Genomic DNA, 17,329 nt, shown 5'->3' with positions numbered 1-17,329 from the left:
TATCCCCATCATGCAGGATCTCAGTGCAATACGCGCGTTTTATGCACTCTGTCAATACAAAAGCCTTACCGCTGCAGCCAAAGCGTTATCCCAACCGAAGTCCACCCTAAGTCGACGCATTACCCAATTGGAAACCGATTTAGCACAAACTTTAGTGACTCGGCAGGGAAATAAACTATCACTCACTAAGGCGGGTGAGATTTTTTCAGTTTACGCTGAACAATTGCTCGATCTGGCGGTAAAAGGTCAAGAAGCCATTCACGAACTGAATAACCAAGTGAGTGGCGAGCTGACCTTGGTTATTCATCCCAGCTTAATCAGAGGATGGATGAGTAAAATTTTAGATGCATTCATGCAAGAACATCAGCATATCAAGATCAAGCTGCATAGCCAGTTTCAGTTGGCCGAGCATCTATTAGACCCAGATTTAATAATATGGGTTGGGCCTATCTCTCCGACAGGTTACCACCGTGAGCCATTAGGACAATGGCACCATACGGTGTATGCTTCTCCTGACTACCTTGCTACCCATGCGCCATTACAGCACCCACAAGAATTGCTTCATCATCCATGGATTGACTTTATCACTGTTGATCATAAGGCATTGGAATTACACCATAATACGTTAGGTCACTACACCTTACCGGTTATGGAAAGTCGCCTACAAAGCGATAATCTAGCCATGCAAGCTGATGCGATTGCAAAAGGACGGGGCGTCGGGCTACTTCCGACCTGGATCGCTAATGGCTTTGAACGAGCGCATCCAAACAGCTTATCTGCCTGCCTTAAGGGTTGGAAGTCATCTCCGATTGACGTACACGCCTTTTACCCGATTGGTCGACATCCATTACGATTAAGATTACTAATTGAAGCCGTACGTCAAGCGATACCGGTAGAATGGCAACAAGATTAAACATCATATACCCAAACAACTTGGAGGCGATGTGATTCGGTCAACGAACGTAGCCAACACCCCAGCAACTTCAAGTAAGAAGGGGATAAGCGGTAAAAAAGAAAAAGCCTTAGTTTCAATACTAAGGCTTCGTTTATCTGCTGCGTTTAGCGGTTGATTATGCCAGTAATTCGTTGGCTGTTTTCACGACATTTTCTGTCGTAAAACCAAACATTTTGAACAACTGATCCGCGGGCGCTGATTCACCAAAAGTCGTCATGCCGATGATCTTGCCGCCAAAACCAACGTACTTATACCAGAAATCAGCAATGCCTGCTTCAATCGCGATACGTTTGGTCACGTCTGCAGGTAATACCGCTTCACGATACGCGGCATCTTGCTTATCAAAGGTATCGGTAGAAGGCATTGAGACCACACGCACCTGTTTACCTTGCGCAGTCAGCTCTGCCGCTGCATTAATCGCTAGCTCAACTTCAGAGCCGGTCGCAATCAAAATAAGCTCTGGTTTGCCAGCGCAATCGTTAAGGATGTAACCCCCTTTGGCAATATCAGCCACTTGCGCTTCAGTGCGAGGTTGCTGAGCGAGATTTTGACGCGAGAAGATCAACGCGGAAGGCGCATCTTTACGCTCAATCGCCAGTTTCCAAGCAACGGCTGATTCCACTTGGTCACAAGGACGCCATGTGCTCATGTTTGGTGTTAAACGCAGGGAAGCCATTTGCTCCACCGGTTGGTGAGTTGGGCCATCTTCACCGAGACCAATCGAGTCATGGGTATACACTTGGATGTTTTGTACTTTCATCAACGCAGCCATACGCATCGCGTTACGGGCGTATTCCATAAACATCAGGAAGGTCGCACCGTAAGGAACGAAGCCGCCATGCAGAGCGATACCATTGATGATCGCCGTCATGCCAAATTCACGCACGCCATAATGGATATAATTACCGGAAAAATCTTCTGCCGTTAGAGATTGAGATCCTGACCACATAGTGAGGTTTGATGGCGCTAAGTCCGCCGAGCCGCCCATAAATTCTGGCAATAACTTACCAAACGCTTCGAGCGCGTTTTGAGACGCTTTACGTGAAGCAATATTGGCAGGGTTGGCTTGCAGGTTAGCGATAATCTCGCTGGTGGCAGCTTCCCAATTAGCTGGCAATTCACCCGCTACGCGGCGTTTGTATTCTGCGGCTTCTGCTGGGTAAGCTTTCGCGTAAGCAGCAAATTTCTCATTCCAAGCCGCTTCTTTGCTTGCACCGACTTGTTTAGCATCCCACTGTGCATAAATATCCGCAGGAATTTCAAATGGTGCGTGTTCCCAACCTAAGAATTCACGAGCCGCTTTGATTTCATCGTTGCCTAGTGGCGCACCATGGCAATCGTGTGAGCCGGCTTTATTAGGAGAGCCAAACCCGATAATGGTTTTGGTACAAATGAGGGTTGGGCGAGACGTTTCCGTTTTTGCCGCTTCGATCGCGGCATGAATCGCATCCGCATCATGGCCGTCAACCGCTGGGATAACATGCCAACCGTAAGCTTCAAAGCGTTTTGGTGTATCGTCAGAGAACCATCCTTCTACATGACCATCAATAGAGATGCCGTTGTCATCCCAAAAAGCAATCAGTTTGCCAAGGCCAAGCGTACCAGCAAGTGAACACGCTTCATGAGAAATGCCTTCCATTAAGCAGCCATCACCCATAAACACATAAGTAAAGTGATCGACAATATCGTGGCCTGGTTTATTAAATTGAGCGGCTAATGCTTTTTCTGCAATCGCCATCCCCACGGCATTAGTAATGCCTTGCCCGAGTGGGCCAGTTGTTGTTTCAATACCTGGCGCATAACCATATTCTGGGTGGCCTGGCGTTTTCGAGTGTAACTGACGGAAATTTTTTAGATCGTCAATCGAAAGCTCGTATCCTGTTAGGTGTAACAGTGAATAAATTAGCATAGAACCGTGACCATTAGACAAGACAAAACGGTCGCGATCAGCCCAGTGTGGGTTTTGTGGATTGTGGTTTAAATGTGAACGCCACAGCACTTCAGCGATATCCGCCATCCCCATCGGGGCACCCGGGTGGCCAGAATTAGCTTTTTGAACGCCGTCCATGCTCAGAGCACGGATCGCATTGGCAAGTTGTTTGCGAGAAGACATGTCAACTCCTAAATGGGAAGTAAGCGAGATGAGTAAAAATCGAGGTCAGTATTGTCGCAAAGCCCCTCGGGCTCTGCAAACCTTTTGCTGGTGATTTATTCTATTTTTGCAAGGTGTTACCACATATTTCGGTATAACGATAAAAATCTCATAATTTTGAGCAAACGTTTGGCTATAAGATAAACTAAAAAAGAGCTTGTAATTTAAGCGCTGAAAACTAGAATAGACGTCTAGATGTAGAAACGCCTACATATTGAACAATTTCATCGTTCAGTCATTCTCGTTGACTGCTCGTTACTGATATAACTTTTTGGAGCTATCATGGCTAAACACTTGTTTACTTCTGAATCCGTATCAGAAGGTCATCCAGATAAAATTGCCGACCAAATCTCTGACGCGGTACTTGATGCCATTTTAGAACAAGATCCGAAAGCACGCGTCGCCTGTGAGACTTATGTCAAAACTGGCATGGTGATGGTTGGCGGCGAAATCACCACTTCAGCTTGGGTCGACATTGAAGAACTCACTCGTCACACTGTACGTGAGATTGGTTACACTCACTCGGATATGGGATTTGATGCCAATTCATGTGCAGTACTCAATACGATTGGCAAACAATCTCCAGATATAAATCAAGGGGTTGACAAAGCTGATCCGAAAGAACAAGGCGCGGGCGACCAGGGCATCATGTTTGGTTATGCGTGTAATGAAACTGACGTACTCATGCCGGCCCCCATTACTTATGCTCATCGCTTAATGCAACGCCAAGCTGAAGTTCGTAAAAACGGTACGCTTGAATGGCTACGCCCTGATGCGAAATCGCAAGTTACCTTCCAATATGATCAAGGAAACATCGTCGGCATTGACGCTGTCGTTCTGTCAACGCAACACAGTGATTCGGTTTCCACCGCCGATCTACGTGAAGGCGTCATGGAGGAAATCATCAAACCCGTTTTACCAGCCGAATGGTTAAGCAAAGAGACCAAATTCTTTATCAACCCAACGGGTCGTTTCGTGATTGGTGGCCCAATGGGCGACTGTGGCTTAACCGGACGTAAAATTATCGTTGATACCTATGGCGGCGCAGCTCGCCACGGTGGTGGAGCATTCTCAGGTAAAGATCCATCCAAAGTTGACCGTAGCGCTGCTTATGCTGCTCGTTATGTGGCGAAAAACATTGTGGCCGCGGGTATGGCTGATCGTTGTGAAATTCAGCTTTCCTACGCGATTGGCGTAGCTGATCCAACGTCTATTATGGTGGAGACTTTTGGCACAGAAAAAGTCTCACATGATATTATCATTGAGGCGGTACGCCAATTATTTGATCTCCGCCCTTATGGGTTACAAGAGATGCTGAACTTACTGCAACCAATTTATAAGAAAACCGCAGCCTATGGCCACTTTGGTCGAGAGGAATTCCCATGGGAAGCAACCGATAAAGCGGCCCAATTGCGTGATTTTGCTGGTATTAAGTAAATCAATACTTATTGATATAATAGAACCTCAGCCTCGGCTGGGGTTTTTTATTGGGAGTTCCCCTTGTTTGACTTTGAATTACACTATCGCGCTTACCGGCAAATAGAACACTGCATCAAACTGGCTAGTGACTATTTTGCTTATCCATTCCCTCTGCCGAGTCTCAACTTTAAACTGCGAGGCAAAACGGCAGGAAAAGCCTATCTTCAGCTATGGGAAATTCGTTTAAATCCTATTTTATTTGTAGAAAACACACATGCGTTTCTCTCCGAAGTCATCCCCCATGAAATTGCCCACCTCATCACTTATCATCAATATGGTCGAGTTCGTCCTCATGGTGCAGAATGGCAACAGATAATGTCACAGGTGTTTCAATGTGTTCCGCGCACCACTCACTCGTTTAATGTCCATTCTGTCCAAGGTAAAACATTCGAATATCGGTGTTCATGCCAAAGCTATCCGCTGTCGATACGCCGCCATAATAAAGTATTACGTCAACAAGCCACTTATCGCTGCCGACGCTGTCAACAGCCACTACATTTTACCGGCCAACAGCTAACTCGTTAATCGTTCGCTTCCCTAATGGATAGGCAGGCCATTTTTTGAGTGTTAGACTGAGAAAAATCATACTAAAACCAGTCTAAATTATGTTTCATTTTCGTTTGCTATCCACTATATGCCTACTGCTCTTTAGTCGTGGGCTATTTGCTTCTGCACCCACCTCTTTTTCTCAAGCCAAAAAAGCGGCAATCACGATTTATCAACAGCATCCGATCAGTTTTTACTGCGGATGTAACATTACTTGGAAAGGAAAAAAAGGGCTTCCTGAGCTTGAGTCTTGTGGCTACCAAATACGTAAACAAGCCGTACGAGCCAATCGTATAGAGTGGGAACATGTGGTCCCCGCTTGGCAATTTGGCCATCAATTGCAATGCTGGCAAGAAGGCGGTCGAAAAAATTGCACGCGCCATGACCAACATTTTCGCCAAATGGAAGCCGATTTACACAACCTGACTCCGGCAATTGGTGAGGTTAACGGTGATCGTTCTAACTTTAATTTTAGTCAATGGAATGGTATTGATGGCGTCACTTATGGGCAGTGTGAAATGCAAGTCAATTTTGCTCAACGAAAGGCCATGCCACCGGCACGCGCACGCGGAGCCATTGCCCGAACTTATTGGTATATGAGCCAGCAATACGGTTTTCGTTTATCGAAACAGCAAGCCCAATTGATGCAGGTATGGGATAGCCAATATCCAGTTGACGAATGGGAATGTGAACGTGATCGACGAATTGCTAAAATTCAAGGCAACCATAACCCCTTTGTCTACAATCAGTGCCCTATCAATCACCCTTAACGACCGATGAGACAGCAGAGCGTATCACCGCTCTGCTTCTTGACGCTTAGCAAAATCGTTGCAGTTATCGCTAGGTGAGCTATGATCCCTTGCGAGGGTATCTTGAACTTTACCCCTTGTTTTTTATCGTATCAGCATCCATGTTATACACCCGAACAGCGAATCACAGCCCCCCAATCGCGAGTTAAACACCGCTTGGGTATATCATCAATCACTAGGAACTCGGCATGCGTATTCCACGAATCTATCATCCTTCTCCGATCACTCAGTTAGGCTCCCTTGCACTAAGTGATGATGCCGCCAACCACATTGGTCGTGTGTTGCGTATGCAGCCCGGTCAAGCGGTCTGTTTGTTTGATGGCTCTGATGCTGAATTCCCAGCGGTTATCCAAGAGGTAGGCAAAAAGCAACTGCTAGTAGACGTCATTGAGCGCTTTGAAAACAGCATGGAATCCCCGCTTAACTTACACTTAGGGCAAGTTGTGTCTCGTGGGGATAAAATGGAATTTACCATTCAAAAATCTGTTGAGCTGGGAGTCAATACCATTACGCCGCTGTTATCTGAACGCTGTGGCGTCAAACTTGACGAAAAACGTTTCGAGAAAAAACTGCAACAGTGGCAAAAAATCGCCATTGCTGCCTGTGAGCAGTGCGGCCGAAATCGTGTCCCGGTGATTCGTCCCATTATGACATTGGAAGCATGGTGCGCAGAACCAAGCGATGCCCTCAAACTCAATTTACATCCAAGAGCGCAATATTCAATTAACACCCTGCCGGCACCCGTCAATAAAGTGCGTTTGTTGATTGGCCCAGAAGGGGGGTTATCGGCCCAAGAAATAACCATGACCGAACAATATCACTTTTCAGAAACGCTGCTTGGACCTCGAGTGCTTAGAACAGAAACCGCAGCACTCACCGCTATTACCGCCCTACAAGTTCGCTTCGGCGATCTTGGCTAAAGGAGTTCCCAATGATTAAACTCGGTATCGTCATGGACCCCATTTCGTCCATCAATATCAAAAAAGATTCCAGCTTTGCCATGCTGTTAGAAGCCCAGCGCCGTGGTTATCAAATCCACTACATGGAAATGGCTGATTTACACTTAGATCAAGGTGTCGCTATGGCCGATACCAAAATTGTTGAAGTCAAACAAGATCCTAATGGTTGGTATGAGTTTAAATCTCAACAAACCCTAGCCTTGGCTGAACTTGATGTGATTTTAATGCGTAAAGATCCCCCTTTTGATACAGAATATATTTATGCGACCTATATTCTTGAACGCGCAGAAGATGAAGGCACCTTGATTGTCAATAAGCCGCAAAGCCTGCGCGACTGTAATGAAAAACTCTTTACCGCTTGGTTCCCAGAATTAACACCAACCACAATAGTGACCCGTAAAGCAGAAAAGATTAAAGCCTTTCGCCAGCAACATGGCGATGTGATATTAAAACCATTAGATGGTATGGGCGGTTCGTCTATCTTTCGAGTAAAAGAAGGCGATCCAAACGTCTCGGTGATCATTGAAACGCTGACCAATCACGGGCAAAACTATTGTATGGCACAGACCTTCGTCCCCGATATTAGCAATGGCGATAAGCGAATCTTAGTTGTGGATGGTGAACCAATGCCTTACTGCTTAGCACGCATTCCCGCAAAAGGTGAAACTCGCGGTAACTTAGCCGCTGGAGGAACAGGTCAAGCTCGCCCATTAAGTGAAACCGATAAAGCCATCGCTTTAGCGGTCGCTCCCATCTTGAAAGAAAAAGGGCTGATCTTTGTCGGTCTGGATGTCATTGGTGATAAACTGACTGAAATAAACGTCACCAGTCCAACTTGTATCCGTGAAATTGAAACCGCATTTGACATTTCAATTACCGGAAAACTAATGGATGCCATCGAACGTCGTATTAAAGCTTTATCCATGTAGGAGCCCATGGCTCCTGAACGCTAAAGGATTGAAGATTAGATGAACCTAACTAATCATTTTCTCGTTGCTATGCCAAACATGCAGGATCCTTACTTCAAACGCAGTGTCATTTATCTCTGCGAACATAATGAAGAGGGCGCGATGGGGCTCATGATCAACGCACCTATCGATATTACCGTCAGCGGTATGTTAAAGCAGGTGGAAATTGAACCTGCTTACCCCCAGTCTCGGGATCAAAGTCTCAACAAACCGGTATTTAACGGTGGGCCTATCTCAGAAGATCGCGGTTTTGTGTTGCATAAACCCAAAGATCATTATGAATCGACCATTCAAATGACCGATGATATCTCGGTAACAACCTCAAAAGATATCCTCAGCGTGTTAGGTACTGATGCTGAACCAAATGGTTATATCGTTGCGCTTGGTTATGCCGGTTGGTCTCCCGGCCAATTGGAGAAGGAGTTGACCGAAAATTCATGGCTAACCATAGAAGCCGATGCCGACTTGATTTTTGATACGCCTGTGCATGAAAAATGGCATAAGGCGATAAAAAAACTGGGGATCGACCCTATTCAATTGTCTCCTCAATCTGGACATGCCTAACCTTGTATCGCCTTTAATGACAATTAAAGGCGATATTGTTATGAGAATTTAATTATGTCACGCACCATCATGGCCTTTGACTATGGAACCCAAAGTATTGGCAGCGCTATTGGTCAAGAAATTACTGGAACCGCTTCGCCACTCAAAGCGTTTAAAGCCACCGACGGCATTCCGAATTGGGATGAAATAGCCAAACAGATCAAAGAGTGGCAGCCCAATTTATTAGTGGTTGGGCTCCCCACCGACTTACAAGGAAATGCACTAGAAACGATTACCCCACGTGCAAAAAAATTTGCCAATCGCCTACATGGGCGCTTTGGTTTGCCGGTAGAACTGCATGATGAACGCTTATCGACCAAAGAAGCTCGTTCTGAACTCTTTTCTAGGGGCGGCTACAAAGCATTAAGTAAAGGCAATATCGACTGCCAATCCGCTGTGGTTATTCTGGAAAGTTGGTTTGAGAGGCAGTGGTCAGCGTAGAAAAGCGCCATCCCCAATGTTGGTTGGGGACGGCAAACAAACTTAATCCATATCGATTTTAATATCATCCAGCGCTCCAGAGGCATAACTCTCCCCTCGCTGGGTTTTGAGCATCAATCTTAAATCATTACCTGAGTCGGCACTATGTAGCGCATCTTGTTCGCTGATTTGCTCATCCATCACCAAACGATAAAGCGCTTGGTCAAAGGTTTGCATTCCTATTTCTGTTGATTTTGCCATGGTAGGTTTCAGTTCATGCAACTCACCACGGCGAATGATGTCGGCCACCCTCGGGCTATTGAGCAGCACTTCAAATACCCCGTGTCGCCCTTGCCCTTGTTTATCTCGAATCAGTTGCTGACCAATCACCCCTTTTAGATTCATCGATAAATCGAATAAAAACTGCTCTTTTTGCTCTTTTGGCACCAGATGTAAAATTCGCTCTAACGCTTGGTTCGCATTATTCGCATGTAAAGTTGCCATGCATAAATGCCCTGTTTCGGCGAATGTCATCGCGTATTCCATTGTTTCACGAGTGCGTATTTCACCAATCAAAATCATATCTGGAGCTTGACGAAGTGAATTCTTCAGTGCCACTTCATAGCTTTGGGTATCAAGGCCCACTTCTCGTTGGGTAACAATACAACCTTGATGGGGATGGACAAATTCAATCGGATCTTCCACGGTCAAAATATGCCCACTACTTTGTGCATTACGATACCCTGTCATTGCAGCCATCGTTGTCGATTTACCCGACCCCGTAGCCCCAACAACTAAGACAAGCCCCCGTTTCGCCAGCGCAAGATCTTTTAATACCTCTGGCAATTTAAGTTCATCAAACGTCGGGATATGGGTTTCAATACGTCGAATCACCGCACCCGGTAATTCTCGTTGATAAAAAGCACTCACGCGAAAGCGTCCATCGTCGCGTACAATGGCAAAATTAGCTTCACGCGTTTCACTCAATTCATTTTGTTTATCCAGATCCATCATCCGAGCCAGCAGAGCTTTCACTTGTGATTCGGTTAATGGTTCTCCCTCAGCTTGCAGTTGACCATTCACTCGGTAGATGATGGGTGCGGCCACCGTGATGTATAAATCGGACGCCTTATGCGTCAACATGCCTTGTAATATCGTATCCAGTTGCATCATTCGCCTCTCTTAAAAAGTCGATATTTCTAATTCGATCTTTTTTTGTACTTCTTGAGGCTCAACCACGCCCTGAGCCATTAATTGCTTCGCATGTTGCTCCATCGTTTGCATCCCATGTGCTGCGCCAGTTTGAATAATGGAGTACATCTGTGCCACTTTATCTTCACGGATCAAGTTGCGGATAGCCGGCGTCGCTAACATAATTTCATGACAAGCGACACGTCCACCACCAAATCGCTTTAATAATTTCTGAGCAATCACCGCTCGCATCGATTCTGATAGCATGGAGCGCACCATATCTTTATCACTACCGGGGAACACATCGATGATTCGATCAATGGTTTTTGCCGCTGAGCTGGTGTGTAGCGTGCCAAAAACTAAATGGCCAGTTTCTGCGGCGGTTAAGGCTAAGCTAATGGTCTCTTGATCACGTAACTCACCGACCAAAATCACATCAGGATCTTCACGTAACGCACTGCGCAGCGCATTTTTAAAACTGTGCGTATCCCGATGCACTTCACGCTGGTTCACCAAACATTTATGGTTACTGTGGACAAATTCAATCGGATCTTCAATTGTTAAAATATGCTTATTGTGATGAGTATTGATATAATCAACCATAGCCGCTAGCGTGGTTGATTTACCTGACCCGGTTGGCCCGGTGACGAGGACCAGCCCTTTTTCATAATTGGCAATTTTTTTGAAGATTTCAGGAGCATCGAGCTGATCCAGGGTTGGAATCGCCGTCGGAATGGTTCGAAAAACAGCAGAGCAGCCACGAGCTTGATGAAAAGCATTGACACGAAAACGACCAACATTAGGAAGTTCAAAAGAAAAATCCACTTCCAATCGTTCTTCGTATTCACTACGCTGAGCATCGTTCATGATTTCAAAAATTAATCGATGCACATCAGAGTGGTTCAAAGCAGGCACACCGAGCTTTCTTACTTCCCCATCAATGCGAACCATCGGTGGAACGCCTGCAGAAAGGTGTAGATCCGAAGCATTATGCTTTACACTAAAATCCAGTAACTCTGAAATATCCATTTATTTTCCTTAAGTTAAGTCGAGCTATGAGTAGTATTCAACAAAATCTTCAACTGATCACCTCACAGATTAATAGCGCACAACAAAAGTGTGGACGCTCTCCAAGCTCTGTGCAACTTTTAGCGGTCAGTAAAACAAAACCTGTCGAGGCAATTCTCGAAGCGGCTCAAGCCGGGCAAATCGCATTTGGTGAAAACTATGTGCAAGAAGGAGTTAATAAGATCCAGTATTTTGCCGAACATCACCCTGAACTCAAATTGGAGTGGCACTTTATTGGCCCACTACAGTCAAATAAAACACGGCTCATTGCTGAGCATTTCGATTGGATGCACACCATCGATCGGGCCAAAATAGCCCAAAGGTTAAGTGAGCAGCGCCCAGCCAATAAGCCCCCGCTACAAGTGTTAATTCAAGTGAATACCAGCGGTGAAATGTCGAAATCAGGTATTTCTGAAAATGAACTTCTCCCGTTGGCGGAGTTGATTTCTCATCTTCCTAACCTCACGTTAAGAGGGTTGATGTCGATACCGGAGAATGTGGCAGACTATTCCGCTCAACTGGCCGCATTTCAGCGTTTAGCGCAATTAAAAACACAACTGGGCAAAACCTATCCGCATCTTGACACATTATCAATGGGAATGAGCGGCGATATGGATGCCGCTATCGCGGCAGGCAGTACGATTGTTCGTATCGGAACCGCTATTTTTGGCCAACGAGATTACCGCACAGCATAAAACATTAGGGTACAGATTAATCATGGAACAGAGAACCATCGCTTTTATCGGAGCTGGCAATATGGCACACGCGATTATCGCCGGTTTAATCGCCAGCGGCTATAATCCACAGCGCATCATTGCCAGTGCCCCTTCGCAAGAACATTTAACCTCACTGAAAGAAAAATATGCCGTACAGACTACCAGTGATAATCTTGCTGCCGCTAAACAAGCTGATGTTGTGGTATTAGCGGTCAAACCTCAGTTGATGGCAGAAGTGTGTCAACCGCTCCAAGCTATCGACTTTTCAAACAAGTTGGTGATCTCCATTGCTGCTGGGGTATCGGTGGCACGGCTAAATCAACTATTGGCTTGCCAGCCCGCTTTAGTACGAGTGATGCCTAATACGCCTTCTTTGGTTAATCGCGGGATGGCTGGCTTATTTGCCGCGGAAGGCACTCAAGAGCAGGACAAACTATTCACCCGTCAACTGATGTCGGCGGTTGGAAAAACCTGTTGGGTCAAACACGAAGCGGAAATTAATCATGTGATTGCTGCTGCAGGCAGTGCTCCTGCCTACTTTTTCCTCTTTATGGAAGCGATGCAAGCGGAAGCAATCGCACAAGGGTTTGATCAAGAAACGGCTCGTCTGCTCGTGCAACAATCCGCACTCGGGGCAGCGGAAATGGTGCAGGCCAACCCAGAGATTGAGCTTGCCACTTTACGTGAGCAAGTCACCTCAAAAGGTGGCACCACCGCGGAAGCGATCCGCACTTTTAATGAGCATCAATTGTCTGACATTGTGGCTAAAGCGATGCGTGCCGCAGTAACACGAGCACAAGAGATGGAAAAACTATTTTAAATGAATGACGGTTTCAGTACTCTATCGATAAATTTGTAATAAGGGCATCTTATGAATGCAATGAGTTTTTTAGTCTCCACCCTGTTTGATATTTATATCATGGTGGTTATTTTGCGAATTTGGTTACAGGCTGCACGGGCTGATTTCTATAATCCATTTTCACAATTTATTGTGAAAGCGACACAGCCGGTTGTCGGCCCACTACGACGTTTGATTCCTTCCATTGGTAGCGTTGATCTTGCTACTATACTGTTTGCTTATGTGCTATGTGTCGTAAAATTTTTCGCCTTGATTTTTATCGCTTCAAACGGTTCTGCCAGCTTTAGTGCCTACTTTTTATTCTTAGGACTGCTTTCGTTAATTAAAGCGGCTGGCGGCTTACTGTTTTGGGTACTATTGATTCGCGCGATCCTCAGTTGGGTCAGCCAAGGCCGCAGCCCTATCGAATATGTTTTCCATCAATTAACCGAACCCATGCTGGCACCGATTCGTCGCATCATTCCGGTGATGGGTGGTTTTGACCTCAGCGTCTTAGTGCTGTTTATTGTATTACAATTTGCTAACTTTTTGATGGGCGATATTATCGGCCCTCTTTGGTATCAACTATAATGAAGGCCGTTTGGTGTGAAGGAGCCGATCTCTGCTTGAAACTCTATATTCAACCAAAAGCAAGCCGAGATGCTCTGGTCGGGTTACATGGCGATGAGTTCAAACTCGCCATCACCGCACCACCGGTCGATGGTAAAGCCAATGCTCATTTAATCAAATATTTAGCCAAACAGTGCAAAGTGGCCAAAGGAGCCATTGAGATAGAAAAAGGAGAATTGGGACGCCATAAACAGGTACGCATCCACTCTCCTTGTATCATTCCAGTCGAGATCCAAGCGTTACTCTGACCCCTCGTTTGGGGGGCATTTTTATCAGGAGATCCCATGCGTCAATGGTTATATGCGCTACTACTCGCTTGTTTTGCCCTACCAAGTAGTGCAGAGCAATCGATCCGAATGAAAGATATTGAGGTTCATTACTCTGCCTTTAATTCGACATTTTTAACCCCACAGGTGGCACAAAGTTATCAGCTCACGCGCAATGGTTATTCAGCCATTTTAAATATCAGCGTATTGGACAACGCCTCGTTAGGAAAGCCTGCTGTAGAGGCACAAATTTCCGGACACGCTCGCAACCTCCTCGGTCAAACGCGCCCACTCCAATTTCGAACCATCAAAGAAGGACAAGCGATTTACTACCTTGCTGAGTTTGCTATCAGCCATGAAGAAAATCTTACCTTTGATATTGATGTTTCAGCAGGAAATAAAGGCGCTGGAAAACTGCGTTTTACGCAAAAGTTTTACGTACAGCCATAACTCAACCCTCTCCACGAGAAAAGTATGAAGAAAATAGTATTAGCCACGGGAAACCAAGGTAAAGTTAGAGAAATGGCCGGTTTACTGGCCGATTTTGGCTTTGACGTTGTCGCACAAAGTGAATTCAATGTCTCAGACGTCGCCGAAACAGGCACCACTTTTATTGAAAATGCGATCATCAAAGCTCGCCATGCCGCGAAAGAGACCGGGCTTGCAGCCATTGCTGATGACTCAGGTTTAGAAGTGGACTATCTCAATGGAGCACCAGGGATTTATTCTGCCCGCTACGCCGGAGAGCATGCCAGTGATGCAGAGAACATCGCCAAACTACTTGAGGCTCTCAAAGCGCTACCACCAGCGCAAAGAACGGCTCGCTTCCATTGCGTATTAGTTTTGATGCGCCATGCTAATGATCCGACACCGATCGTTTGCCATGGTCAGTGGGAAGGCCTTATCTTGTCCCAAACTCAAGGTAGTAACGGCTTTGGCTACGATCCTCTGTTTTGGGTGCCAGAAGAACAGTGCTCCTCAGCGCAACTGGAGCCAATGCGTAAAAAACAGCTCTCTCACCGTGGTCAAGCACTCAAACAACTGTTTACCTTGCTCACTGAACATCCGCTCCAATAAGAGAACATAATGCTTACTCCTCCCGCTCTTAGCCTCTATGTCCACATTCCTTGGTGCGTCCAAAAATGCCCTTATTGTGATTTTAACTCTCATGCCTTAAAAGCAGAGATTCCTGAACAGGAATATCTACAAGCGTTATTGGAAGATCTTGATACTGACATTGAAAAATATCGCCTTAATGATGCGCCACGTCTCCTACACTCCATTTTCATTGGTGGTGGCACACCCAGCTTAATTTCAGCACAAGGAATTGGGCAATTGCTGAAAGGAATAGCGCAACGCCTACCCTTTCAACCTGACATTGAAATCACCATGGAAGCCAACCCGGGAACGGTAGAAGCCGAGCGTTTTGCGGGGTATAAGAAAGCGGGAGTGACTCGGATCTCCATTGGTGTACAAAGTTTTGCCGAAGAAAAGCTGAAGCGGCTTGGACGAATTCATGGCAAGCAGGAAGCGATCAACGCTGCTCAGTTGGCACACAAGATTGGCTTAACCAGTTTTAATCTGGATTTGATGCATGGTTTGCCGGATCAAACCGTAGCACAAGCGCTAGCGGATCTCGATCAAGCCATCGCACTCGATCCGCCACACCTTTCTTGGTATCAACTCACCATTGAGCCAAATACCGTTTTTCATTATCAGCCTCCCGTGCTACCTGATGATGATGCACTGTGGGATATTTTTGAACTTGGCCATCAAAAATTAACCCAAGCCGGCTATGTGCAGTATGAAATCTCTGGCTACAGCAAGCCAGATTATCAATGCCAACACAACCTCAATTACTGGCGGTTTGGTGATTACTTAGGGATTGGTTGCGGTGCTCATGGCAAAGTGAGCTTTGCCGACGGACGAATCATTCGTACCACCAAAATTAAACACCCACGAGGGTATTTAGCCGCTTATCAAAACATGGTAAAACCGTATTTAGATAGCGAACATGAGGTTGAAATGGTTGATAGACCCTTTGAGTTTTTTATGAATCGCTTTCGTCTGCTTGAAGCCTGCCCAAAACAAGCCTTTATTGATAGTACAGGGCTAGCTCTGGATGCAATTGCAAAACCCATGCACTGGGCGGTCGAGATGGGCTATGTGCAGGATAACCCGTTGGATTGGCAAATCACTGAACGAGGAAAACTTTTCCTCAACGATCTACTCGCCGCCTTCATGACCGATGATTAACGTTCATTCGATCCTCACTATTGGTGAGGATCTTAGAAAATTGATCGCCCTATCCGCTCAGACAATAATTCCAACGCTTTAGTGCCTGCCAGTGAGTTCCCCGATGAATTAAGTTCAGGTGACCAAACCGCAATAGTCATTTCTCCCGGGACTATCGCAATAATTCCACCACCAACGCCTGATTTGCCAGGCATGCCGACTCGATAAGCAAATTCTCCCGCCTCATCATAAAGGCCACAGGTCGCCAGTAACGCATTTAATTGTTTACTTTGCGTAGCGCTGATCACACGCTGCCCTGTTTGTACAGAAACGCCCTTATTCGCTAAATAACTAAACGTTTTCGCCAGTTCAATACAACTCATTTTCAGTGCACAAGCGTGAAAATAATTGTTCAGTACGGGAATAACATCATTGTCAAAATTACCAAATGAACGCATTAAGTAGGCAATCGCCGCATTACGATCGCTGTGTTGCATTTCTGATGCAGCCACCACTTTGTCATACACAATTTGTGGCTCACCACTGAGTTGGCGTACAAATTCGAGTAACCGTTGCCGAGGAGCCGATAAGCGACTATGCAGCATATCTGCAATCACAATCGCGCCGGCATTGATAAAAGGATTACGCGGAATGCCCTGCTCCATTTCGAGCTGAATTAAAGAGTTAAATGCTTGCCCTGAGGGCTCTTTACCAACGCGAAGCCAAAGTTCTTCTGGTTTATAAAGCCCCATCGCTAAGGTGAGACTCAACACTTTAGAAATCGATTGAATTGAAAAACCTTCATCGGCATCCCCGGCGCTTATCACTTCACCTCGGTTGGTATAAACCGCAATGGCTAATTTATGGCTCGCAACCCGCGCTAGGGCAGGTATATAACTGGCCACCTTTCCTTGACCAATTAATGGACGAACTTCATCCAGAATATTCGTCAAAATATCTTTTGTCGGTTTCATGATCTGAGCTTTACTGATTATTATTGTCGAATCGAGCGATTAAAAAAGCCAACACCATGATGAGCACAATGTTGGCTTTACTGTTCTTGTGTGCTGAAACTAGTATCTTTCGCACCTTGCTAGTTTGTCCAGCCTTAACTGATGCGTTGGTATTGAATGTCCCAAACGCCATGCCCCAATCGATGGCCACGCTGTTCAAACTTGGTTAAAGGACGACTTTCCGGACGAGGGATATAATCACCATTCTCAGCAAGGTTAATAAAACCTGGAGCCTGATTCATCACTTCAATCATGTGCTCTGCGTAGTTTTCCCAATCGGTTGCCATATGGAAAACGCCTTGACCAACCAATAATTTCTGACGAACCATTTCGGCAAATTCCAGTTGAACAATACGACGTTTATGGTGGCGTTTTTTATGCCAAGGGTCAGGGAAAAATAGCTGCAAGGTCGCCAAACTGTTATCTGGAATCATATGAGCAAAAACTTCTACTGCATCATGACACATGACACGGAGATTAG

The 17,329-nt window shown here is 45.8% G+C and carries 20 protein-coding genes; 15 read left to right on the top strand and 5 right to left on the bottom strand.

The features are described from left to right. The first annotated feature begins 10 nt into the window (after positions 1-10). Positions 11-913: a LysR family transcriptional regulator gene (locus B7C60_RS11265; protein WP_099611738.1), complete on the top strand. Its 903-nt coding sequence runs from the start codon at positions 11-13 to the stop codon at positions 911-913. 157 nt (positions 914-1,070) lie between these two features. On the opposite strand, the gene tkt is transcribed toward B7C60_RS11265, so the two are convergent. Beyond that, complete coding sequence (gene tkt, locus B7C60_RS11260) at positions 1,071-3,068, bottom strand: transketolase (RefSeq protein WP_099611737.1); 1,998 nt, start codon at positions 3,066-3,068, stop codon at positions 1,071-1,073. Between the two features lie 321 nt (positions 3,069-3,389). Between tkt and metK the strand changes: the two genes are divergently transcribed. The 7 genes from metK to ruvX all read left to right on the top strand — a co-directional run bounded on the left by metK (position 3,390) and on the right by ruvX (position 8,912). Further along, positions 3,390-4,544: a methionine adenosyltransferase gene (gene metK / locus B7C60_RS11255; RefSeq protein WP_099611736.1), complete on the top strand. Its 1,155-nt coding sequence runs from the start codon at positions 3,390-3,392 to the stop codon at positions 4,542-4,544. A gap of 63 nt (positions 4,545-4,607) precedes the next feature. After that, positions 4,608-5,111, top strand: coding sequence for a SprT family zinc-dependent metalloprotease (locus B7C60_RS11250; protein WP_099611735.1), 504 nt, complete (start codon positions 4,608-4,610; stop codon positions 5,109-5,111). 80 nt (positions 5,112-5,191) lie between these two features. Then, positions 5,192-5,902, top strand: a complete 711-nt coding sequence (locus B7C60_RS11245; RefSeq protein ID WP_099611734.1) for an endonuclease — start codon at positions 5,192-5,194, stop codon at positions 5,900-5,902. Positions 5,903-6,129: 227 nt separating this feature from the next. Then, positions 6,130-6,861 carry a 16S rRNA (uracil(1498)-N(3))-methyltransferase gene (gene rsmE / locus B7C60_RS11240; protein WP_099611733.1) on the top strand — a complete coding sequence of 244 codons (732 nt, stop codon included), beginning with the start codon at positions 6,130-6,132 and terminating at the stop codon, positions 6,859-6,861. A gap of 11 nt (positions 6,862-6,872) precedes the next feature. After that, on the top strand, positions 6,873-7,829 hold the full coding sequence (gshB, locus tag B7C60_RS11235; RefSeq protein ID WP_099611732.1) for a glutathione synthase: 957 nt from the start codon (positions 6,873-6,875) through the stop codon (positions 7,827-7,829). A gap of 39 nt (positions 7,830-7,868) precedes the next feature. Beyond that, a complete protein-coding gene (locus tag B7C60_RS11230) occupies positions 7,869-8,432 on the top strand; it encodes a YqgE/AlgH family protein (protein ID WP_099611731.1) in 564 nt (187 codons plus the stop codon). A 54-nt stretch (positions 8,433-8,486) separates the two neighbouring features. Then, positions 8,487-8,912, top strand: coding sequence for a Holliday junction resolvase RuvX (gene ruvX, locus B7C60_RS11225; protein ID WP_099611730.1), 426 nt, complete (start codon positions 8,487-8,489; stop codon positions 8,910-8,912). A 42-nt stretch (positions 8,913-8,954) separates the two neighbouring features. Here the strand turns inward: ruvX and B7C60_RS11220 are convergent, their stop codons facing one another. Both B7C60_RS11220 and B7C60_RS11215 read right to left on the bottom strand, forming a co-directional pair. Then, a complete protein-coding gene (locus tag B7C60_RS11220; RefSeq protein ID WP_099612019.1) occupies positions 8,955-10,061 on the bottom strand; it encodes a PilT/PilU family type 4a pilus ATPase in 1,107 nt (368 codons plus the stop codon). A gap of 12 nt (positions 10,062-10,073) precedes the next feature. Then, positions 10,074-11,111 carry a type IV pilus twitching motility protein PilT gene (locus tag B7C60_RS11215; protein WP_099611729.1) on the bottom strand — a complete coding sequence of 346 codons (1,038 nt, stop codon included), beginning with the start codon at positions 11,109-11,111 and terminating at the stop codon, positions 10,074-10,076. Between the two features lie 26 nt (positions 11,112-11,137). On the opposite strand from B7C60_RS11215, the gene B7C60_RS11210 reads away from it, so the two are divergent. Genes B7C60_RS11210 through hemW form a run of 7 tightly spaced genes read left to right on the top strand, consistent with a single transcriptional unit; the run spans position 11,138 to position 15,856 of the window. Further along, entirely contained in the window at positions 11,138-11,845 is a 708-nt protein-coding gene (locus B7C60_RS11210) for a YggS family pyridoxal phosphate-dependent enzyme (protein WP_099611728.1), read from the top strand. Positions 11,846-11,867: 22 nt separating this feature from the next. Next, entirely contained in the window at positions 11,868-12,686 is an 819-nt protein-coding gene (gene proC, locus B7C60_RS11205; RefSeq protein ID WP_099611727.1) for a pyrroline-5-carboxylate reductase, read from the top strand. 51 nt (positions 12,687-12,737) lie between these two features. Next, positions 12,738-13,295 carry a YggT family protein gene (locus B7C60_RS11200; RefSeq protein ID WP_099611726.1) on the top strand — a complete coding sequence of 186 codons (558 nt, stop codon included), beginning with the start codon at positions 12,738-12,740 and terminating at the stop codon, positions 13,293-13,295. After that, positions 13,295-13,582 carry a DUF167 family protein YggU gene (gene yggU / locus B7C60_RS11195; protein ID WP_099611725.1) on the top strand — a complete coding sequence of 96 codons (288 nt, stop codon included), beginning with the start codon at positions 13,295-13,297 and terminating at the stop codon, positions 13,580-13,582. The genes B7C60_RS11200 and yggU overlap by 1 nt, the downstream gene beginning before the upstream one ends. A gap of 36 nt (positions 13,583-13,618) precedes the next feature. Beyond that, positions 13,619-14,050, top strand: a complete 432-nt coding sequence (locus B7C60_RS17105) for a DUF4426 domain-containing protein (RefSeq protein ID WP_161427755.1) — start codon at positions 13,619-13,621, stop codon at positions 14,048-14,050. Positions 14,051-14,074: 24 nt separating this feature from the next. Next, entirely contained in the window at positions 14,075-14,677 is a 603-nt protein-coding gene (locus tag B7C60_RS17100; RefSeq protein WP_170887189.1) for an XTP/dITP diphosphatase, read from the top strand. 9 nt (positions 14,678-14,686) lie between these two features. Next, entirely contained in the window at positions 14,687-15,856 is a 1,170-nt protein-coding gene (hemW, locus tag B7C60_RS11185; protein ID WP_099611724.1) for a radical SAM family heme chaperone HemW, read from the top strand. Between the two features lie 32 nt (positions 15,857-15,888). On the opposite strand, the gene glsB is transcribed toward hemW, so the two are convergent. Continuing rightward, positions 15,889-16,809: a glutaminase B gene (gene glsB / locus B7C60_RS11180; RefSeq protein WP_099611723.1), complete on the bottom strand. Its 921-nt coding sequence runs from the start codon at positions 16,807-16,809 to the stop codon at positions 15,889-15,891. A gap of 134 nt (positions 16,810-16,943) precedes the next feature. Further along, positions 16,944-17,329 (bottom strand): tRNA (guanosine(46)-N7)-methyltransferase TrmB (gene trmB, locus B7C60_RS18955; protein ID WP_245869233.1); only part of this gene is annotated, 386 nt, incomplete at its 5' end.

Source organism: Vibrio fujianensis (assembly GCF_002749895.1).
In the GTDB taxonomy this organism is placed as follows: Bacteria; Pseudomonadota; Gammaproteobacteria; order Enterobacterales; family Vibrionaceae; genus Vibrio; species Vibrio fujianensis.
This window is presented reverse-complemented; position numbering and strand designations above follow the sequence as displayed.